Origin of the sequence: Actinomadura keratinilytica (assembly GCF_039539665.1) — a bacterium.
GTDB lineage: Bacteria > Actinomycetota > Actinomycetes > Streptosporangiales > Streptosporangiaceae > Spirillospora > Spirillospora keratinilytica.
Genome location: NZ_BAABDO010000118.1, coordinates 1 through 19680, shown reverse-complemented (window position 1 = coordinate 19680; position 19680 = coordinate 1). Strand labels below are relative to the sequence as shown.

Sequence of the window (19680 nt, the reverse complement as noted above, 5' to 3'; positions counted from 1 at the left end):
CCGGTGCCCGCCGCGCCCCGCGCGCGGCCGGCGCCGGCGGGTGCGCCCGGCAGCGCGGGGTCCCACCGCGGGCACGCCCGGGGTGGGACGCCGGGCGCGGAATCAGCCCAGGCCGGTGAACGTGGCCGGGTCCGGGCCGAAGCGGGTGCCCTTGTCGAGGGCGGCGATCGCGGCCTTGTCCTCGTCGGTCAGCTCGAAGTCGAACACGTCGAAGTTCTCGGCGATGCGCGACGGGGTCGCCGACTTGGGGATGACCACGTTGCCCAGCTCCAGGTGCCAGCGCAGCACCAGCTGCGCCGGGGTCTTGCCGTGCCCGGCGGCCAGGCGGGCCAGCTCGGCGTCGTCCAGCAGTCCCTTGCCCTGGCCGAGGGGGCTCCACGCCTCGGTGAGGATGCCGTGCTCGGCGTGGAAGGCGCGCAGCTCCTCCTGCTGCAGGTACGGGTGCAGCTCGATCTGGTTGAGGACCGGCACCACCTCGGTCTCGTCCAGCAGCCGGGTGAGCGTCTCCACGGTGAAGTTGGACACGCCGATGGCGCGGACGCGGCCGTCGGCGTGCAGCTTCTCGAACGCGCGCCAGGTGTCGAGGTACAGGCCGCGGCTCGGCATCGGCCAGTGGATGAGGTAGAGGTCCACGTACTCCAGGCCCAGCCGCTCCAGGCTGGCGTCGAAGGCGCGCAGCGTGGAGTCGTAGCCCTGCTCGCTGTTCCACAGCTTGGTGGTGACGAACAGCTCCTCGCGCGGTACGCCCGAAGCGCGCAGGGCGCGGCCCGTGCCCTCCTCGTTCTCGTAGATCGCCGCGGTGTCGATGCTGCGGTAGCCGGTCTCCAGCGCGATCTTGACGACCCGCTCGGCCTCGGCGTCCGGAACCTGCCACACTCCGTAGCCGAGCTGCGGCATGGTGACACCGTTGTTGAACGTGACGTTGGGAACGGTCACGAAATCTCCCCGCTCACATGGGTGTTGCAGACATGCATCCGGTATCAGACCACCACCATGCCCGGAATATTCCGGCCTCCACCTCGGGCGGCGCGGTGGCCCGGGTCACAGCGCCGCCACGTCGTAGGGGACCTTGTGCTCGTCGAGGTCGCGCAGGGCCTCGGGGGACGCCCCCGCGTCGACGATGACGCGTTCGAACTCGGTGAGCGGCGCCACCCGGTGCAGCGCCGTGCGGCCCAGCTTGGTGTGGTCGAGCAGCAGCACGTTGCGCGCGGCCGACGCCAGCATCGCCCGCTTCACCGACACGATGTGCTGCTCCTGGTGGAAGGCGTACCCGGCCGACACCGCCGACGTCGACACGAAGCACAGGTCCACGCTGAGCGACTCGATCGCCTCCACGCAGGACACGCCCAGGAACGAGTCGTGCATGGCGTCGTAGTCGCCGCCCAGCGCCATCAGCCGGATGCCGCGGAACTGCGCCAGCAGGTTCAGCCCCTCCAGGAAGTTGGTGACCACCGTCAGCGGGGTCACCTCCGACAGCCGCGCCGCCAGCGCCAGCGTGGTGGTCGAGTCGTCCAGCATCACCGCCATGCCCGGCTCGATCAGCCGGACGGCGCACTCGGCCACCGCCTCCTTCTCCGCCCGCATCGACTTGCGGCGGAAGGCGACGTTGCTCTCGAACACCCCGGACGGCTGCGCGGTCACCCCGCCGCGGAACTTGCGGACCACCCCCTGGCGCTCCAGCTCGTCCAGGTCCCGGTGGATCGTCATCAGGCTGACGCCGAACCGCTCGGCCAGGTCGGCGGCCGACGCCGACCCCTCCGACAGCACCTGCTCGGCGATCAGCCGCTGCCGCTCCGCGGGCCCCTGCGCCCGCCGGGAGGCGCCCCGCGCCCCGCTCTCCCCTTGCTCCATGGCACCATCCTCGCGCGTGTGGCGGCCTCCCCGCGCACGCGCGGCGGGCCCGCCGCGCGCCCTGTCGCCGGCCTGCCGCCTGTCTACCGGGCGCGTCGCCGCCGGCCGCGTCCGGCCACCGCGTTGAGCAGCGTGGAGGCGATCAGCAGCACGCCGAGGGCCAGCAGCTGGTAGCGCGAGCCCGCCGAGCCCTCGAAGTACAGCAGGATCCCGGCGTTCAGCCACACCACCAGCAGCGCCGCGACGATCACGCCGCCGACCCGGCCGACGCCGCCGGTGATGGCGACCCCGCCCAGCACGGCGATGGTGATCGCGGGCAGGGCCATGCCGTTGCCGACCGTCCCGGCGTCGGGGCGCGCGGAGGCGAACTGCCCCACCGTGACGACCGCCGCCACCCCCGACAGCAGCCCCGCCAGCGCGAACGCGCGGAACCGCACGCCGCCGACCGACAGCGCCGCGTACCGGGCCGCGGTCTCGTTGGTGCCGACCGCGTACAGGCGGCGCCCGAACGCGGTGCGGTTGACCAGCAGCCACACCAGCACCGCGCAGGGCAGCAGGAAGGTGAAGAACTGCTTGGGCACCGGCGGCAGGCCGAACGGCAGGTCGATCATGCTGGTCAGGCCGTGCAGGTCCTGGACGGGCCTGCTGGAGATCGGCGCGTTGTCGTTGCTGACCAGCGCCAGCGAGCTGTAGGCGTATCCGGTGGCCAGCGTGGCGATCAGGGAGGGGAAGCCGAGCACGGCGACGAGGAACCCGTTGACCGCGCCGAGCGCCGTGCCGAACGCCAGCGCGGCCGCCAGGGACGGCCACAGCGGCCAGCCCCATTCGCCCACCATGAACCCGAACGCCATGCCGGTCAGGCTCACCATCGCCCCGACCGACAGGTCGATGCCGCCCCGCCCGGACAGGATGACCAGCATCTCGGCCAGCGCCAGGATGCACAGCGGCACGAACGACTCCAGCGCCGCCGCCATGTACGCGGCGTCGTAGGGGCCGAGCAGGTAGCCGCCCCGGTCGAGCATCTTCATCCAGGCGACCAGCACGACCAGCAGCAGGATCAGCAGCGCCACCCGGTCGTGCAGCAGCAGGCGGCCCAGCCGGGCCAGGGGCGAGGGCGGCCGCGCCCCGGCCGCGCCGTCGCGCGTGGTGGTGTCCGCGGGCTCACTGGTCGACTGCGGCATCACAGGGACCGCCTCCGGCGCTCGCGCAGCAGGTCCGATCCGACCGCCACGAGGATGAACACTCCGATGAACAGCGAGGTCAGCTCGTTCGGCCAGCTCAGCAGGGTGACCGCGCTGGTGACGGTGCCGACCAGCAGGGCGCCCAGCACGGTGCCGAGCACGGTGCCGCGGCCGCCCTGGATGCTGGTGCCGCCGATCACCACGGCGGCGATGACCTGCAGTTCCATGCCGGTTCCGGCGCTCTGCGCGACCAGCCCGCCGCCGCCGATCATGCAGCAGGCGGCCAGCCCGGCCAGCAGCCCGGTCGCGGCGTACACGGTGAGCAGCCGCCGGGTGACGCGCACCCCGGCCAGCCGCGCCGCCTCGGCGTCGCCGCCGATCGCGTACAGGTGCCGCCCGGTCGGGACGTGCCGCATGTACGCCCACATGAGCGCGGCCAGCGCGACCGCCAGCAGCCAGGAGTGCGGCAGGCCGAGCGTGCGGCCCTCGGCGCCGCCGCCCAGCGGGCCGAGCGTGCCGGGCACCCCGGCGACCTCCCGCCCGTCGAAGATCTGCAGCGCGACGAACCGGTACAGGTTGAGGGTGCCGAACGTGATGATGATCGGATGCACCCGGCCGTAGGCGACCAGCGCCCCGTTGAGCAGGCCGAGCAGGCCGCCGACCAGCAGCGCCAGCCCGACCGCGGGCGCGAACGCCAGGCCGCCGTCGCGCAGCTGCTGCGCCACGACCACCATCACCACGGCCATGGCGCTGCCGACCGACACGTCGATGCCGGCGGTGACGATGACCGCCGTCATGCCGACCCCGACGATCGTCACCGGCGCCACCGTGGCCAGGATGTTCTGCAGGTTGGACGCGGTGAAGAAGGTGTCGACCGACAGGCCCAGCGCCGTCCACAGCAGCGCGATCACGCCGATCAGCACCGCCTCCTGGCCTTCGATCGCGCCCGCCGCGGGACGCCGCGCGAAGGGCCGTGCGAGCGCCGTCATCGTTCCTCCCCGCTGTCGTCCGCGCCCCGGTCCGGGCTCTGGCCGGCGCCCTCGTCCGCGTCCTGGTCCCCGGCGTCGCCCGCGGCGGCGGCCAGGACGTCCGCCTGCGCGGCGCCGTGCGGGAACTCGGCGACGATCCGCCCGCCCCGCACCACCAGGACGCGGTCGGCCAGGCGGATCGCCTCGGGCAGGTCGCTGGACACCACCAGCACGGCGCTGCCCTCGTCGGCCAGGCCGAGCACCAGGTCGTGGATCTCGTCCTTGGCGCCGACGTCCACGCCCTGGGTGGGCTCCTCCAGCACCAGCACGGGCGGCCGCCGCACGAGCTGGCGGGCGAGCACGACCTTCTGCTGGTTGCCGCCCGACAGCGTGCCGACGGGCGTCGCCGGGCCGGGCGCCTTGATGCGGATGCGGTCGATGAACCGGGCGGCGACGGCGCGTTCGCGGGCCCGGTCCACCCACACGCGGGCGCGGCTCAGCACCGGCAGGTGCCCGACGGAGATGTTGAAGCCGATGCTCTTGGACGCGAACACGCCCTGCACCTTGCGGTCGCCCGGCAGCATCGCCAGCCCGGCGGCGACCGCGTCCGCCGGCGTGCGGGGACGCACCTCGCGGCCCGCCACGCGCAGCGTGCCGGCGTCCGGCGGGTCGATCCCGTACAGGGCCCGCGCGATCGCCCCGGTGCCGGATCCGACCAGCCCGAACAGCGCCACGACCTCGCCGGCCCGCACCTGGAGCGACACGTCGCGGAACGCCCCGCGCCGCGACAGGCCGGCCGCCTCCAGCACCGGCGGGCCGTCCGGCACGGCCCGCCGCTGCGCCGCCCCGGCCGGGGCGTGCCCGACCATCAGCCGCGCGATCTCGCGGATCGTCAGCTCGGCGGTCGGCCGGGTGGCGACCCGGGTGCCGTCCCGCAGGACGGTGACGCGATCGGAGATCACCGTCAGCTCGTCCAGCCGGTGGCTGATGTAGATGACGCCGACGCCGTGCGACCGCACCGACCGCAGCACGTCGAACAGCACCTCGATCTCGCGGTCGGTGAGGATCGCCGACGGCTCGTCCAGGATCAGCACCCTCGCCTCGTGCGCGAACGCCTTGGCGATCGACACCAGCTGCCGCTGCGCCACCGGCAGGTCGGCGACGCGCACGTCGGCCAGGCCGGGCTCCAGGCCGAGGCGGCGCAGCAGCTCGACGGCGCGGCGGCGCTGCGCGGACCGGTCGACCAGGCCGCGGCGGCGCAGCTCCCGGCCGAGGAAGATGTTCTCGGCGACCGGCAGCTCGCCGAACAGCTGCGGCTCCTGGTAGACGGTGGCGATGCCCGCCTCGAACGCCGCCGCCGTGCTGCCGCCGGGCAGCACCCGCCCGGCCATCTCCACGGTCCCCGCGTCGGCCGCCTCCGCCCCCGAGATGATCTTGATGAGGGTGGACTTGCCCGCGCCGTTCTCGCCGACCAGCGCGTGCACCTCGCCCGCGCGCACCTCGAAGTCGACGCCGCGCAGCGCCTGCACGCCGCCGTAGCGGCGGCGGACGCCGGTCAGCCGCAGCAGCGGCTTCCCGGCGCCGTTGGTCTCCTCTTCCACCGGCCGGGCCCTCTAGTAGTCGTAGTCTCCGACGTTGTCCTTGGTGATCCGCAGCGGGTCGCCGAGGAGCAGCATCTTCTGGTCGGGGAAGTACTTCACCGCGGGCAGCTTGTCGCTGACCTTGTTGGTCGCCTGCAGCGGCGCGCCCTTCTTCAACTGGGTGCCGGCCCACACCGTCAGGTAGCCGAGCTGCTCGACGTCCCACAGCACCGAGGTGCTGGACGAGCCGTCCATCAGGTACGGCTTCATCGACGCCGGGGTGCCGACCCCGACGGTGAACACCTTGCCGATCTTTCCGGTCTCGCGGACGGCCTTGGCCACGCCCGGCGCCGAGGTGGTGCACTCGCCGACCAGCCCGGTCAGCTTGGGGTGGGCGTTCATCAGGTCCTTGGCCATCGAGGTGGCCTTGGCCTCGTCCTCGCCCGCGTACACCACGTCGACGATCTTGGCGTCGGGGTACTTCTCGGCGGTGTACTTGCGCTGCACCGCGATCCAGGAGTTGAGGTTCCCGGCGGTCTGCCCGCAGGAGACGATGGCGTACTCGCCCTTGCCGCCCATCTTCTCCAGCAGCGCGTCGGTGACGGTCCGCCCGATGCCCTCGGCGGTGGCCTGGTTGACGAACAGCTCGCGCACCGAGTTGGGCGCGTCGGTGTCGGAGGTCATCACCTTGATGCCGCGGGACTGGGCGTCCTTGAGGATCGGCGCCATCGAGTCGGGGTCGTTGGGCGCGACCACCAGCACGTCCACCCGCTGCTGGATGAGCGACTTGACCACCTCGGTCTGCGCGCCCGGGTCGGCCGTGGTGGGGCCCTTGTAGATCCACTCCACGCCCAGGTCGGCGGCGGCCTTGCGCCCGCCGGTGTTCATCGCCTCGAAGTAGGGGATGCCCTGCAGCTTCGGCACGAACGCGACCTTGATCTTGCCGTCGCCCGAGCCGCCGGAGCCGGAGGCGTTCTCCTTCTTGCTGCACCCGGCGAGCCCCAGGCCCGCGGCGAGGGCGAACGCGACACCGACGGTGACCGTCCTGGTCAGCCTCATCATGATCTCCTTTCGTCGGCCAACGCCGCCGCTTGGTCGGCCGCCGCGAACGCGCGCAGGCGGCCGTACAGGTCCGACCAGCGGTCCGAGCCGGACGGCTCGACCCGGCCGGTGCGCGTCCCGGCCCGCACCGCCGCCCGCGCCTCGTCCAGCCCGGACAGCTCCCCCAGCGCCATGAGCTGGGCGAGCACGTTGCCCAGCGCGGTGGCCTCGACCGGGCCGGTGACGACCGGCAGCCCGGTCGCCTCGGCGGTGAGCCGGTTGAGCAGCGTGTTGCGCGAGCCGCCGCCGACGATGTGCACGGCGGGCACGGGACGTCCGGTGACCTCGGCGATGTCGTCGAAAGCGGCGCGGTAGCCCAGCGCCAGGCTGTCGAGCACGCACCGCACGACCTCGGCCGGTCCGGACGGGACCGGCTGCCCGGTGCGCCGGCAGTAGTCGCGGATGCGCGCGGGCATGTCGCCCGGCTGCACGAACCCGGGGTGGTCGGGGTTGACCACGCTGACCGCGGGCGGGGCCGACTCGGCGAGGCGCACCAGGTCGTCGTAGCCGTAGCGGTGCCCCTCGCGTTCCCACTGGCGGCGGCATTCCTGCAGCAGCCACAGGCCCATGCAGTTGCGCAGCAGCCGGACGGTGCCGCGGACACCGCCCTCGTTGGTGAGGTTGGCCTTGCGGGCCGCCTCGGTGACGACCGCCTGCCCGGTCTCCACGCCCACCAGCGACCAGGTGCCGGACGAGACGTATCCGGCGTCGGGGTGGACGAACGGCACGCTCACCACGGCGCTGGCGGTGTCGTGCGCGCCGGGGACGATCACCTGGGCGCCGGCGTAGGCGGGGTGGTCGAGCGCGGCGGGCAGCACCGGGCCGAGGGCGGTGCCCGCGTCCACCACCTCGGGCAGCATGTGGGTGGGGACGCCCAGGTCGTCCAGCAGCCCGGTCGCCCAGGCGCGGCGGGTCATGTCGTAGGCGCCGGTGGTGCTGACCGCGGTGTACTCGGCGACGGTCGCGCCGGACAGCCGGTGGTGGAACAGGTCGGCCATCATCAGCAGGGTCGCCGCGTCCGCCAGCGCGCCGCGGTCGGCGTCGGCCATCAGCTGGTAGACGGTGTTGATCTCCATCAGCTGGGTGCCGGTGCCGCCGTACAGGCGTTCGGCGCCGACGCGGCGGACCGCGTCGGCGAGCACGCCCCGGGTGCGCGGATCGCGGTAGCTGACCGGGTCGGCCAGCAGCTCCCCGTCGGCGTCGAGCAGGCCGTAGTCGAGGCCCCAGGTGTCCACGCCGACCGAGTCGACCCGGCCGGCGAGGGCGCCCGCCTTGGCCAGGCCCGTGCGCACCTGCGACCACAGGTGCTCCAGGTCCCAGCGCAGCAGCCCGTCGGCGTGCCGCGGGCCGTTGGGGAAGCGGTGCACCTCGGTCAGCTCGACGCGGGACCCGTCGAACCGGCCGAGGACCACGCGGCCGCTCTCGGCGCCCAGGTCGGCGGCGACGACGGCGCGGGGACGCCCGCTCATGTGCCCCTCCAGTAGATAACACCCGAGGTGATGGAGTTCACAGAGCCTGTAACACAGGCCACTTCAGCGTCAAGAGCTCGTTACGGATTTGTGAAGCGGAACCGGCGTTCCTGCGACGTCCTCGCAGAACGTCACCGGGAAGCACCTCGTGCGGGAGCGTGGAGCAGGCCGGGGAGCCAGCCCCAAACCCGATCCACTTGATTTGTTAACGTCTCCTAGCTATAACTTCACAGAACGAGTCGCGATTTGATGGGGGTGCCGTGCCCGATCATCCCGGCGACGCACACCCTCCCGCGACCCGCTCGCCGGACGATGGCCGGATGAGGCCGCACCGCGGCGCCACCACTGCGTGGAACGTTACAACAGGCCGTACCCTCGGCTTGCCGGCGCATTGCAACCAGGTGGCGGTCCCACCGGGCCGCCGCGCGACGACGACGGGATGACCAGGTGACAAGGCTGTTCGTAGCCCGGCACGGCGAGACGGTGTGGCACGCCGAGAACCGGTACGCGGGCGTCAGCGACATCGCGCTCAACGACACCGGCCGCCGCCAGGCCGAGGCGCTCGGCCGCTGGGCCGCCGGAGCCGGGATCGACGCGCTGTGGGCCTCCCCGCTCGGCCGCGCCCGCCGCGACGCCGCCCTGGCCGCCGCCGCGCTCGGGCTGCCGCTCAAGGTGGACGCCGACCTGACCGAGGTCGACTTCGGCTCCGCCGAGGGCCGCACGCTCTCCGAACTCCCCCCCGACCAGGTCGCCGCCTTCCGCGCCGACCCGGTCGACGCCCCGTTCCCCGGCGCCGAGGACCCGCGCAAGGCCGCCGCGCGCGGCGCCGCCGCCCTGCGCCACGTCGCCGCCGCGCACCCCGGCGAACGGGTCCTGGTCGTCGCGCACAACACCCTGCTGCGGCTCACCCTGTGCGAGCTGCTCGGCATCCCGCTGCCGCGCTACCGCCAGGTGTTCCCCAAGGTCCTCAACTGCGCGCTCACCGAGCTGGAGATCGACGGCACCGAGACCGGCCTGCTCGCCTACAACGTCCCGGTCTGATCCCCCGAGTCTCGTCGCCACCGCTGTTGAACACGGGCCCCGCGACGCGCCATGCACCCCGCATGCGGCGCCGCCGCCGGTGAACGGCCCGGCCCACACGCCTCCGGAGCCCGCACGGCCGCGTCCGCGTACCGAGGCCTGCCCCCGCGGCGGCAGGTGCGGCCGCCCCGGCGACCGCCGATGAGCCCGGCGTTCCGCCCCGCAGCACACCGCGGCACGCGTCCGCCCCACGCGCGGCGGCAACTTTCACCGAGTCTGGCAGTGCCAGGTTCTCGCATGTCGGCGGCCTGCGGGCGCGCGCACGCCGGTGCACCGGAACGGTACAACCGGTGGGCCGTATCACCAGACGGTGACAGCTCGATGACGGTGCGGTGGGGCCTGGGAGGCCCAAAACCCCGCGAGGGGGAGCTGTGGCGGGTGCGCGGGCGGCGTTCCGCCGGTGGGCCTGGGCCGATGGTGAAGTCCCAGGTCACGGGAGCGGGTGCGGCACGGGCCCGGCGGCGGGGGCGGCGCGGCGGGTCCGGGCGGAACGCGTTTTGGGCCCGTATCCGGGCGGCGCCGGCGGGGTGTCCTTAATGACCCCTATTACGCGGATGATTGCCTGATTCGCGGGGCATGAATTGCACGCTTCCGATCAGTTCGCGCTCGGGTCGTGACAGCCGGTGGGGCCGCAGGTATCTTCAAGGTGCTCTTGCCGCCGGGCATATCAAAGGCCCCTTACCGGAGAGAGGAAAGCGTTGAGCAGATCGGAAATTATTACTCACGACCAGCTGCAATCGTGGCTTATTGACCGGATCGCGTTCTACCTCGACCGGCCGGCCGAGGACATCGACCCGTCGGTGGAACTGGCCCGGTACGGCATGGACTCGGTCTACGCCATCAGCGTCGTCAGTGACATCGAGGACCACCTCCAGGTGGAGGTGGACATGGCCGAGGCGCGCCGCCGCGGCACCGCCGCCTCCCTCACCGACTACCTGCTCGGCCTCGTCGCGTGATGGCCGCCCTCCCCTGGCGGCTGGTGGTGTTCGGCGACAGCGTGGCGGAGGGACGCGACGACCCGGACCCCGCCGGCGGCTGGATCGGCTGGGCCGGAAGGCTCGCCGACCTGCTTGAACTCCCCCGCGACCGGGTCGCCAACTTCGGCCGGCCGGGAGCGGTGATCGCGGACGTGGCGGGCGGGCAGCTCGCCGCGGCCGGAAAGCCGCGGCCGGGCCTGGTGGTGCTCAACTGCGGGATGAACGACGCCCTGGCGGGGTTCGACCGGGAGGCGGCGGCGCGCCGCATCGCGGAGGTCTTCGCCTGGGCCGGGCGCGGCGGGGCGGTGGCGATCGCGGCACCGGTGCCCTGCCCGCCGTTCCTGGAACAGGTTCCCATGTCGGCTTTCCGCAGGAAGCGGACCCGGCAAAGAATTGACGAGTTCAACGCCGAGCTCCAACGGGCCGCCGAGAAACACGGGATGGCGTTCCTGGCGCCGGACGCGGTCCGGCGGGTGGCCGATCCGGCGCTGTGGAGCGCGGACGGAATCCATCTCAATCCGGCGGGGCACGCCTATGTCGCGGAGGTGATCGCCGCCATCGCCGGAGCCCTGCTCGCAGAACGCCCCGCCGGCGTCGCAACGAACCGAGGACGGACATGAAGAAAGCATTTTCCCTTCCCGTTTCGGGTTTCCGCGTCAATTTTCCGACGGCGCTGCTGCTGCCGCTCGCGCCGGTCCTGCTGGTGCAGGCGCGGCGGACGGCGCGCCGCACCCCGCGGCTCGACCCGGCGTCCGGCGCCGACCGCGGCGTGGCCGGCGCGGGCGCGCCGGACCTGCGCCTGGTGGTGATCGGCGACTCCACCGCCGTGGGGGTGGGCGCGGCCGCGTACACCGAGGCGCTGCCGGGCTCCCTGGCCGCCGCGCTGCACCGGCGGCTCGGCCGGAGCGTGGCGTGGTCGGTCACCGGGCGCAGCGGCGCGACGGCCCGCAGGGTCGTCACCGACCTGGTGCCCGCGCTGAACGGCGCCGCCCCGGACCTGGTCGTGATCACCGTCGGGATCAACGACCTGATCCGGCGGCGTCCGCTCCGGGCCTGGGCCGCCGACCTGTCCGCGCTCGTCACCGCCGTGCGCGGCGCCCACCGCGACGCGGCGGTGCTGGTCGCCGGGATGCCGCCGGTGCACCGGTTCCCGGCGCTGCCGCAGCCGCTGCGGCTGGTCGTCGGCGCCCGGGCGCGGGCGATGGACCGCGTCATGCGCGAGGTGGCGCACGCCCACGGGGCCGTGCACGCGCCCATGGACGAGGCGATGGCCCGCGACCGGCGGCTGTTCGCCGCCGACGGGTTCCACCCCTCCCCCGCCGGCTACCGGGCATGGGCCGACGACCTGGCGCGGGCGGCGGCGCCGCACGTCCCGCAGGCCGCGCCGGCGGGAGGGACGGGATCGTGACCGGAACGTTCCGGGCCGCGGTGGAGGCCGCCGACCTGACCGCGATCGCCCGCGCCCTCGACCCGGACATCGTGTTCCACAGCCCGGTGGTGGTGCGGCCCTACCGGGGCCGCAACGCGGTCGTCCGGCTGCTCGGCGTCCTGATGGAGGTCTTCGAGGACTTCCGCTACACCGACGAGCTGGTCGGCGCGGCCCCCGCCGCCCCGGCCGCCCCGGCCGCGGGCCCGCCGCCCCGCGCGCTGATCTTCCGCGCCCGCGCCGCAGGCACCGCGGTGCAGGGCGTGGACCTGCTGGAGTTCGGGACGGACGGCCTGGTCACCGGGCTGACCGTCATGGTGCGGCCGCTGCCCGCGGCGATGACGCTCGCCCGGCTGGTCGGCCGGCGGCTGGAGGAGCCCGCGGCGCCCGCCGCGCCCGCCGCGCCCTGACCGGGCGGCGGCGCCGGACGTCACGGACCCGACGAACGTCACGGATCCGACGAGGTCACGGACCCGATGAAGGGGTCGCAGAGATGCACAGTCACACCCGCACGCGAACCGTCCAGGCGCGGCTGTCCCCGGCGCACCGCGTCGCCGCCGACCTGGACGCCTACCTGGGAGACCCGATGGACGACGGCGCCGGGCCGTTCTCCTACCGGGCGATCGTCGAGGCCGAGGAGCGCGACGAGCTGCCGCCGGGCGCGGTGGAGGCGGTCCGCTCCTGGGGGTTCCCCGGCTACCTGGTGCCCGGCCACCTCGGCGGGCGCCTGACGACGCTGGAGGAGCTGTTCCTGGTCACCCGCGCGGTGTCGCGGCGCAGCGTCACGGTCGCGGTGATGTACGGATCGGGCCTGCTGGCGGTCAACCCGGTATGGCTCTGGGGCGACCCCCGGCAGCAGAAGACGGTCGCCGAGGGCGTCCTGCGCGGCGACCTGGCCTGCTTCGGCGTGTCGGAGGCCGACCACGGCAGCGACGTGATGGCCTGCGAGGCGCGCGCCGAGGCGGCCGGGGACGGCCTGGTGCTCACCGGCGTCAAGTGGCCGGTCGGCAACGCCACCCGCGGGCGGTTCGTCACCGCCTACGCCAGGACGGGCCCGCGCGACTTCTCCCTCCTGCTGGTCGACAAGGAGGAGCTCGATCCGGCGAGCTGGTCGGCGCTGCCGCCGGTCCGGACGGTGGGGCTGCGCGGCCACGACCTGAGCGGCGTGGAGTTCACCGGCGCGCGGCTGCCCGCCGGATGCGTCATCGGGCGGCCCGGCTCCGGGCTGGTGCAGACGCTCAAGACGCTGCAGATCACCCGGACCGCCATCGCCGCGCTGTCGCTCGGCACGATGGACGCGGTGCTGCGCATCGGCATGGAGTACGCGGGGCGCCGCACGCTCTACGGGGCGGAGATCTACCGGATCCCGGTCATCCGCGACCAGCTCCTCAAGGCGCACCTGGACCTGCTGGTCGCCGAGTGCGTCGCGCTTCCGGTGGCGCGGGCGCTGACGGTGGCGCCCGAGCGGCTGAGCCTGTGGTCGTCCATCGTGAAGTACTTCGTGCCCGTGCAGGGCGAGGAGGTCGTCGCCGGCATCGGCAGGGTGCTGGCGGCGCGCGGCTACCTGCGGGAGGGCGTGGCGCACGGCGCGTTCCAGAAGCTGCAGCGCGACCACGCCATCGCGAGCGTCTTCGAGGGGACGACGCACGTCAACCTCGCCACCGTCGCCGCCCAGCTGCCCTTCCTCGCCGAGGCCGACGGCGGCGGCCCGGACGGCGACGGCCTGCTGGCCGACCTGTTCGCCTGGACGCACGCGCCGCCGGCCTGGCGCCCCGACGGACGGGCGCTGCGGCTCACCAACGAGGGGCGGGACGAGATCGGGGCGCGGTTCGAGGAGACCGCCGGCGCCGTCGTGGCGGAGGCGGGGGTCCACGCGGCCCCGGGCGTGGCGGCCAGGCTCGCCGAACTGGCGGACATCGCCGGCGACCTGCGCGCCGAGCTGCGCAGGGGTGTCACGGCCACCCCCGATGACATCTCGTCGGTGGCCGCGCTGGACCGGGCCCGCCGTTACTGCGAGATGCACGCGATGGCGTCGTGCATGCTCACCTGGCTGCACAACCGCCGCGCGTTCGGCGGGGCGTTCGCCGACGGGCGGTGGCTCGTGCTGTGCCTGGAGCGGCTCGTGCAGCGCGCCCGCCCCGACACCGCGCTGTCGGAGCGGTTCGTACCGCCCGTCGAGGAGGCGATGCTGCGGTGCCGGGACGCGCGCCGCTGGTTCTCGCTGACCGCCCTGGCCGACGAGGGGGTGCGGGCGGATGCGGCCGCGCGGTGACTTCGTGTCGGTCGTCCGGGACGCCGTCGAGGAGCACGGCGACCGGCGGGGCTTCACCTTCGTCAGCGAGGAGCCGGGGCCGGGGCGCCGGTACCGGGAGGCCTTCCTCGGTTTCGCCGAGCTCGACCGGCGGGCGCGCGTGCTGGCGCGCCTGCTGGAGGAGCGGGGCCTGCGGGACTCGGCCGTCCTGCTGCTGTACCCGGAGGGCCTCGCGTTCCCGGCGGCGTTCCTCGGCTGCCTGTACGCGCGGGTCGTCGCCGTCCCGGCGCCGCTGCCCGCGTTCGACGCGGGCCGCGCGGACCGCACCCTGCGGATCATCGACGACGCCCGCATCGCCTGGATCCTCACCGACGCGGCGCACCGCGGCCCGATCGAGGGGTGGCTGGCCCGCGCGGGGCTGCCCGGGCGGGTCCGGTGCCTGGACACCGAGACGGCATCCGCCGGCCCCGGTGCCGATCCGGGCGGCCGGCCGGCGCCGCGCCTGCACTCCGGCACCCCGGCGTTCCTGCAGTACACCTCCGGCTCGACCAGCGCCCCGAAGGGGGTGCTCGTCACCCACGGCAACCTGCTGTGCAATGGCGAGGAGATCAAACGCCGCATCGACGGGTCGGCCGACACCGTGGGGGTCGGCTGGGTGCCGCACTACCACGACATGGGCCTGGTGGGGCAGTTCCTGGAGCCGCTGTACCTCGGCTGCCGCTACGTGTTCACCTCGCCGCTCACCTTCGTCAAGCGGCCCGTGCTGTGGCTGGAGCTGATCACCCGGCACCGCGCGACGATCACGGTGGCGCCGAACTTCGGCTACGAGCTGTGCCTGCGCCGGGTGACCGACGCGCAGCTCGCCGGCCTCGACCTGGCGTCGCTGCGGACCGCCAAGAACGGGGCCGAGCCGGTGCGGGCCGCGACGCTGGAGCGGATGGTGGAGCGTTTCGGGCCGGTGGGGTTCCGGCGGGAGATGTGGATGCCCTGCTACGGGATGGCCGAGGCGACGCTGCTCATCGCGGCCGCGCCGGTCGGCGCCGGGCCGGTGGTCCGCTCCTTCGACGCCGAGGCGCTGGGCCGCGGCGAGGCGGTCCCCGTCGCGTCCCCTCCCCCGCGGCCGGCGGCACGGGCCGGGGACGCCGGGGTGCGGCGGCTGGTGAGCTGCGGCCGCCCGGTCACGCTGGACGTGCGGATCGTCGATCCGCGCACCCGCGTCCCGCTCCCGGACGGGCGCGTCGGCGAGATCTGGGTGCGCGGCGGCAGCGTCGCCCGCGGCTACCGGGGCGACCCCGAGGCGACGCGGGCGGCGTTCGGCGCCGTCACCGCCGACGGCGCCGGCCCCTACCTGCGCACCGGCGACCTGGGGTTCCGCGCGGACGGCGAGCTGTACGTCACCGGGCGGATCAAGGACCTCATCATCGTCAACGGCCGCAACCTGTACGCGCACGACATCGAGGAGGTGGCGCAGGCGGCGCACCCGGCGGCCCGCACCACCGCCGCGTTCCCGCTCGACCCGGACGGGCAGGCGCCGGACGGCGCCGAGCGGGTCGTGGTCGTGCAGGAGGTCAGCACCGGCGCGGCGGGCGGGACCCCGCTGGACGAGCTGGCCGCGCTCACCCGGGAGCGCGTGGCCCGCGCGTTCGGGCTGCCCGCCGTGAGCGTCGTGCTGGCCCGGCGGGGCGCGGTGCGGCGGACGACCAGCGGCAAGACCCGGCGGCGGGCGACCCGGCGGGACCTTCTGGACGGGCGGATCGACGTCCTCGCCGCCGCCCCGGAGCCGGGCCCGCACTTCGGTTTCAGAACGCGCCCGAAAACGGGCGTGGAACCCGGCCCGGAATTGCATGCCCGACCCGGCGGGACGGCGTCGCCAACGGGCAACGGGTCGGGCGCTCTGGCCATCTGAAACTTTCCTAGTCAAAACAGTGACTGTCCCGACAATGGGGTGCTGACGTCTGACACCACCCTGAGTCAGGCAGGGAGACATGGGCCATGGCGCTACGTCACGCGGTGCTCGCGGCGCTGCTCGACGGCGAGTACAGCGGCTATCAGCTCGCCAAGATCTTCGATGTGTCGGTCTCGAACTTCTGGCACGCCGTACCGCAGCAGCTGTACGCCGAGCTGGCCAGGCTGGAGGCCGAGGGGCTGATCAGCGGACGGCGCGTCATTCAAAAGGACCGTCCCAACAAGCGGGTCTACACCGTCACGCCGGCCGGGCTGCGGGAATTGGAGCGGTTCGCCGCCACCGCGGCCAAGCCGGGGATCATCCGGGAGAACCTGCTGGTCATGGTGCAGGCCGTGGACCACATCTCCGCCGAACCCGTGATCGCCCGGCTGGAGGAGCGCGCCGAGATCTCGGCCGCCAAGATCGAGATCTTCCGGCGCACCCTGCAGCGCCTGCGCGGCGACATGGACGAGGAGACCTACCTGCGCCATGGCTCCCCCGTCGGCCCGTATCTCACCTGCCTGCGGGGCCTGCGGTTCGAGCAGGAGAACCTGGAGTGGTTCCAGAGCACCGCCCGGCTCCTGCGCGAGCGCGCCGCGGCCCGTACCGAGGAGGGCGGATGACCGTGCCGTCCCCTCCGCGCCCCGCCCGAGGAGGCGTCCACCATGTCAGGCGACCACCGCACCACCGAACGACGAAGTAGCGGTCCTCCGCGACCGGCCGTGGCGGCGCCGCATCCGGCGACCGCCACGCCGCCGGTTCCCCCCGCGCCGCCGTCCCCTTTCCCCGGCCCGTCCCCGTTCCGAGATACGCCCCGCGTCCCGCGCGCCCGCCGCGCCCGCCTGCTGAAGGAGACGGGCCGCGGCCGACGCGGGATCTGCGCCCGGCCCGACACCGGATCCGGCTGACCGGGCGCCGCGCAATCGGCGCCGGGCACCCGCGCACCCCGCCCGCACTCGGGCCCACCACACGAACCGCCATTCCGGAACGGAAAAACCATGCGGGTCTACATGCCTATTTATGGTTCGTCGGATACGGGGCGCAGACGGCTGAATCGGCAGCGATGGGGATGTCAATGTCCGTGGACTGGTACCGGGCGGACGGGAGGCCCGCCACGGCGGACGAGGCGCAACGGCTACTGCTCGACACCGACGCCCGCCTGCTCGCACAGGACGTCGTGCGCGTCGGGCCGGTCGTCGTGGTCGTCTCCACATGGTTCACCGTGACCGATCTGGGATTGGCGGCGAACGGAAGGCCACTGCTATGGCAGACACTTGTATCCGACCTGTCGATGCACGCGGACGTCGGCCGGTACACCACGCGGGAGCAGGCCGAGCGCGGCCATCGGGAGGCGGTCGCGCTGATCACCGAGCGGCTGCGCGACCTGGTCGCGCGGGCCGCGGCGGACGGAGCGGCCGACGGGCCCGCGGACGGGGGGTGAGGTGATGGCCACCGAAGGCCCGGTGCCCTTCCCGTCCGGGCCCGCCGGCCCGGACGACGCGGCGGACAGCGATCCGGAAAGGCAGGGCGCTGCCCGCGAGAACCCCGGCGGCGACCCCGGCGGCGACCTCGGCGGCGACCTCGGCGGAAAGGCCCGCGAGGACGCCCGGAGACCGGCCCGGAAAGGCCGCCGGAAGCGTCCGATACGCCTGCGGATCACGGCGCTGCTGGTGGTCCCGCTGACCTCGCTGATCGCGTTGTGGGTGTTCGCCGCAAATCTCACGCTGGGGCCCGCGTTCGACAAATACGATTTCTCGACGACGTACGAGAAGATCGTCATGCCGGGCCTGTATCTGGTGAACCAGCTCCAGCAGGAGCGGTCGCTGAGCGTCGTCGCGATGACCGGCCGCGACGCGCAGTCCCGCCAGCGGCTCGGCGCGCAGCGCGCCCGGGTGGACGCCGTCCAGCGGGTCTTCCGCGGCAGCGCCCTGTCGCAGGAGGCGACCGACGCCGCCAAGCCCGAGACCGAGCGGCGCCTGGCCGAGGCGCTGCGCTGGCTGGACCGGCTGCCGCAGTACCGCGGCCGGGTCGACGCCGGCGACGCGAGCGTGCTGCAGGTCATCGACGACTACAGCGCCGTCCTGGACAAGGTCATCCAGGTGTTCGGCAACCTGGTGCTGGTCAACGACCTGGCCATCTTCGAGCAGGGCCGGGCGCTGATCGGCATGGGCAACGCGCGCGCCTACATGCTGCGCCAGGACGCGCTGATCACGGCGGCGCGGCTGCGCGACGGGCGGCTGACCGCGGCCGAGCACCTGGCGTTCGTGCAGTGGGCGGCGGCGGGCCGGCGGGAGTTCGACGCCGGGCTGGCGGACCTGGACGGCGCCGTCCGCGCGCCGCTGCAGCGGCTGGCCGACTCCCCCGAGTACCGGCGGTACCGGGCCGCCGAGACCGCCGTCGTCGACTCCGCGGGCGGGCGGCTGCCGGCCGAGGCCGCGTCCTGGCAGGCGACCACGGCGCAGCTGTCGCGGGTCTGGGAGCAGCGGCTCACCCAGTCCAGCGCGGCGCTCAACGACCTGGCCGAGCCGATCGGCGACCGGATCGTGCGGCGGCTGGTGCTGGCGGGCGGGTTCGGCCTGCTCGCGGTGGTCGCCTCGATCGTGCTGTCGCTGCTGGCCGCGCGCGGGCTGTCGCGCGAGCTGCGCGGCCTGCAGCGGGCGGCGCTCGACCTGGCCACCGACCGGCTGCCGAGCGTGGTGGCGCGGCTGCGCCGCGGCGAGGAGGTGGACGTCGACGCCGAGGCGCCGCCGCTGGTGATCGGCAAGACGCGGGAGGTGTCGCGGGTCGGCGAGGCGTTCACGAAAGTGCAGCACACCGCGATCGACACCGCCGTGCGGGAGGCGTACCTGCGGCAGGGCATCAGCCGGGTGTTCCTCAACGTCGCCTGGCGCAGCCAGTCGCTGCTGCACCGCCAGCTGCACATGCTGGACGAGATGGAGCGCCGCACCTCCGACCCGGAGGTGCTGGCGGACCTGTTCCGCCTGGACCACCTGACCACCCGCATGCGCCGCCACGCCGAGGGCCTGGTCATCCTGTCCGGCGCGACCCCGGCGCGCGGGTGGAGCAGGCCCGTGCACATCGAGGACGTGCTGCGCGCCGCCGTCGCCGAGGTGGAGGACTACACCCGCGTCGAGGTGGTCGTGGTGTCGTCCGGGGCCGCGCTGATCGGGGAGGTGGTCGCCGACGTCGTCCACCTGCTCGCCGAGCTGATCGAGAACGCCACGGTGTTCTCGCCCGCGCCGACCGAGGTGCTGGTGCGCGGCGAGATGGGCGCCAACGGGTTCGCGGTCGACGTCATCGACCGCGGCATCGGGCTGGACCAGTCCGAGCTGGACGCGCTCAACCTGCGGCTGGCCCGGCCCCCCGAGTTCGACCTGGCCGTCACCGACCGGCTCGGCCTGTTCGTCGTCGGGCGGCTGGCCGGGCGGCACGGCATCCGGGTCGCGCTCCAGCCGTCGCTGTACGGCGGTGTCAGCGCGGTCGTGCTGATCCCGCGCAAGCTGATCGTGGACGTCGAGCAGGCCGAGGAGGAGGCGGTCGCGGCGACGGGTCCGCGGCCGGCGCCCCAGCCGCCGCCGCGCCCGGCCCGCGCCGGCGGCGCGGACGTCCCGCTCGCCGCCTGGTCGCCCTCGACTCCCCCGTCCAAGGCGATGCTGAACGCGCCGCCCGCCGTCGACACCTGGGGGTCGGGGACGGAGCCGCCGGACGCCCCGCCGTCGTTCGAGGGGGCCGTCGCCTTCGACGCCGCGGACCCCGACCGCGCGGCCGCCCCGCCGCCGCCCCGCCGAAAGGATGCGGGCGCCTCGAACGGCGCGGGCGCGCAGACCGGCGCGGGCGCGTCCGGCAGGGGG

17 protein-coding genes are annotated in these 19680 nt (G+C 74.1%); 10 read left to right on the top strand and 7 right to left on the bottom strand.

All coding sequences use genetic code 11. The features are described from left to right. Window positions 1-102: 102 nt before the first annotated feature. From ABD879_RS26900 to ABD879_RS26870, 7 genes are all read right to left on the bottom strand, one after another. A complete protein-coding gene (locus tag ABD879_RS26900) occupies window positions 103-897 on the bottom strand; it encodes an aldo/keto reductase (protein ID WP_345024423.1) in 795 nt (264 codons plus the stop codon). Window positions 898-1041: 144 nt separating this feature from the next. Then, window positions 1042-1851 (bottom strand): DeoR/GlpR family DNA-binding transcription regulator, encoded by an 810-nt coding sequence (locus ABD879_RS26895; protein ID WP_345024422.1) that lies wholly within the window; start codon window positions 1849-1851, stop codon window positions 1042-1044. A gap of 83 nt (window positions 1852-1934) precedes the next feature. Further along, on the bottom strand, window positions 1935-3032 hold the full coding sequence (locus ABD879_RS26890; RefSeq protein WP_345024421.1) for an ABC transporter permease: 1098 nt from the start codon (window positions 3030-3032) through the stop codon (window positions 1935-1937). Beyond that, on the bottom strand, window positions 3032-4021 hold the full coding sequence (locus ABD879_RS26885; protein ID WP_345024420.1) for an ABC transporter permease: 990 nt from the start codon (window positions 4019-4021) through the stop codon (window positions 3032-3034). Before ABD879_RS26885 ends, ABD879_RS26890 begins: the two co-directional genes overlap by 1 nt. Further along, complete coding sequence (locus ABD879_RS26880; protein WP_345024419.1) at window positions 4018-5601, bottom strand: sugar ABC transporter ATP-binding protein; 1584 nt, start codon at window positions 5599-5601, stop codon at window positions 4018-4020. Before ABD879_RS26880 ends, ABD879_RS26885 begins: the two co-directional genes overlap by 4 nt. A gap of 12 nt (window positions 5602-5613) precedes the next feature. Next, entirely contained in the window at window positions 5614-6639 is a 1026-nt protein-coding gene (locus ABD879_RS26875) for an autoinducer 2 ABC transporter substrate-binding protein (RefSeq protein WP_345024418.1), read from the bottom strand. Continuing rightward, window positions 6639-8150 carry a rhamnulokinase gene (locus tag ABD879_RS26870; protein WP_345024417.1) on the bottom strand — a complete coding sequence of 504 codons (1512 nt, stop codon included), beginning with the start codon at window positions 8148-8150 and terminating at the stop codon, window positions 6639-6641. Before ABD879_RS26870 ends, ABD879_RS26875 begins: the two co-directional genes overlap by 1 nt. 447 nt (window positions 8151-8597) lie before the next feature. Between ABD879_RS26870 and ABD879_RS26865 the strand changes: the two genes are divergently transcribed. The 10 genes from ABD879_RS26865 to ABD879_RS26820 form a co-directional block, all read left to right on the top strand. Beyond that, window positions 8598-9191, top strand: a complete 594-nt coding sequence (locus tag ABD879_RS26865; RefSeq protein ID WP_345024415.1) for a histidine phosphatase family protein — start codon at window positions 8598-8600, stop codon at window positions 9189-9191. Between the two features lie 737 nt (window positions 9192-9928). Then, on the top strand, window positions 9929-10186 hold the full coding sequence (locus ABD879_RS26860) for an acyl carrier protein (RefSeq protein WP_345024414.1): 258 nt from the start codon (window positions 9929-9931) through the stop codon (window positions 10184-10186). Beyond that, on the top strand, window positions 10186-10827 hold the full coding sequence (locus tag ABD879_RS26855) for an SGNH/GDSL hydrolase family protein (RefSeq protein ID WP_345024413.1): 642 nt from the start codon (window positions 10186-10188) through the stop codon (window positions 10825-10827). The genes ABD879_RS26860 and ABD879_RS26855 overlap by 1 nt, the downstream gene beginning before the upstream one ends. Beyond that, a complete protein-coding gene (locus tag ABD879_RS26850; RefSeq protein ID WP_345024412.1) occupies window positions 10824-11615 on the top strand; it encodes an SGNH/GDSL hydrolase family protein in 792 nt (263 codons plus the stop codon). Before ABD879_RS26855 ends, ABD879_RS26850 begins: the two co-directional genes overlap by 4 nt. After that, window positions 11612-12043, top strand: a complete 432-nt coding sequence (locus ABD879_RS26845) for a nuclear transport factor 2 family protein (RefSeq protein ID WP_345024411.1) — start codon at window positions 11612-11614, stop codon at window positions 12041-12043. The genes ABD879_RS26850 and ABD879_RS26845 overlap by 4 nt, the downstream gene beginning before the upstream one ends. 83 nt (window positions 12044-12126) lie before the next feature. Beyond that, window positions 12127-13905 (top strand): acyl-CoA dehydrogenase family protein, encoded by a 1779-nt coding sequence (locus ABD879_RS26840; RefSeq protein WP_345024410.1) that lies wholly within the window; start codon window positions 12127-12129, stop codon window positions 13903-13905. Continuing rightward, on the top strand, window positions 13889-15790 hold the full coding sequence (locus ABD879_RS26835; RefSeq protein ID WP_345024409.1) for a fatty acyl-AMP ligase: 1902 nt from the start codon (window positions 13889-13891) through the stop codon (window positions 15788-15790). The genes ABD879_RS26840 and ABD879_RS26835 overlap by 17 nt, the downstream gene beginning before the upstream one ends. Before the next feature lie 86 nt (window positions 15791-15876). Further along, entirely contained in the window at window positions 15877-16452 is a 576-nt protein-coding gene (locus tag ABD879_RS26830; RefSeq protein WP_345024408.1) for a PadR family transcriptional regulator, read from the top strand. Window positions 16453-16904: 452 nt separating this feature from the next. Beyond that, the gene (locus ABD879_RS26825; RefSeq protein WP_345024407.1) at window positions 16905-17270 is read left to right on the top strand and encodes a hypothetical protein; all 366 of its coding nucleotides are present in this window, start codon (window positions 16905-16907) and stop codon (window positions 17268-17270) included. 4 nt (window positions 17271-17274) lie between these two features. Next, window positions 17275-19680 (top strand): sensor histidine kinase (locus tag ABD879_RS26820; protein WP_345024406.1); only part of this gene is annotated, 2406 nt, incomplete at its 3' end.

Excerpts from the sequence above, each read along its gene's own strand:
- ABD879_RS26855 (WP_345024413.1), top strand. The coding sequence starts at position 10,186 with ATGGCCGCCCTCCCCTGGCGGCTGGTGGTGTTCGGCGACAGCGTGGCG.
- ABD879_RS26850 (WP_345024412.1), top strand. The coding sequence starts at position 10,824 with ATGAAGAAAGCATTTTCCCTTCCCGTTTCGGGTTTCCGCGTCAATTTT.
- ABD879_RS26830 (WP_345024408.1), top strand. The coding sequence starts at position 15,877 with ATGGCGCTACGTCACGCGGTGCTCGCGGCGCTGCTCGACGGCGAGTAC.
- ABD879_RS26895 (WP_345024422.1), bottom strand. The coding sequence starts at position 1,851 with ATGGAGCAAGGGGAGAGCGGGGCGCGGGGCGCCTCCCGGCGGGCGCAG.
- ABD879_RS26900 (WP_345024423.1), bottom strand. The coding sequence starts at position 897 with ATGCCGCAGCTCGGCTACGGAGTGTGGCAGGTTCCGGACGCCGAGGCC.
- ABD879_RS26825 (WP_345024407.1), top strand. The coding sequence starts at position 16,905 with ATGTCCGTGGACTGGTACCGGGCGGACGGGAGGCCCGCCACGGCGGAC.
- ABD879_RS26870 (WP_345024417.1), bottom strand. The coding sequence starts at position 8,150 with ATGAGCGGGCGTCCCCGCGCCGTCGTCGCCGCCGACCTGGGCGCCGAG.
- ABD879_RS26885 (WP_345024420.1), bottom strand. The coding sequence starts at position 4,021 with ATGACGGCGCTCGCACGGCCCTTCGCGCGGCGTCCCGCGGCGGGCGCG.
- ABD879_RS26835 (WP_345024409.1), top strand. The coding sequence starts at position 13,889 with ATGCGGCCGCGCGGTGACTTCGTGTCGGTCGTCCGGGACGCCGTCGAG.
- ABD879_RS26840 (WP_345024410.1), top strand. The coding sequence starts at position 12,127 with ATGCACAGTCACACCCGCACGCGAACCGTCCAGGCGCGGCTGTCCCCG.
- ABD879_RS26875 (WP_345024418.1), bottom strand. The coding sequence starts at position 6,639 with ATGAGGCTGACCAGGACGGTCACCGTCGGTGTCGCGTTCGCCCTCGCC.
- ABD879_RS26890 (WP_345024421.1), bottom strand. The coding sequence starts at position 3,032 with ATGCCGCAGTCGACCAGTGAGCCCGCGGACACCACCACGCGCGACGGC.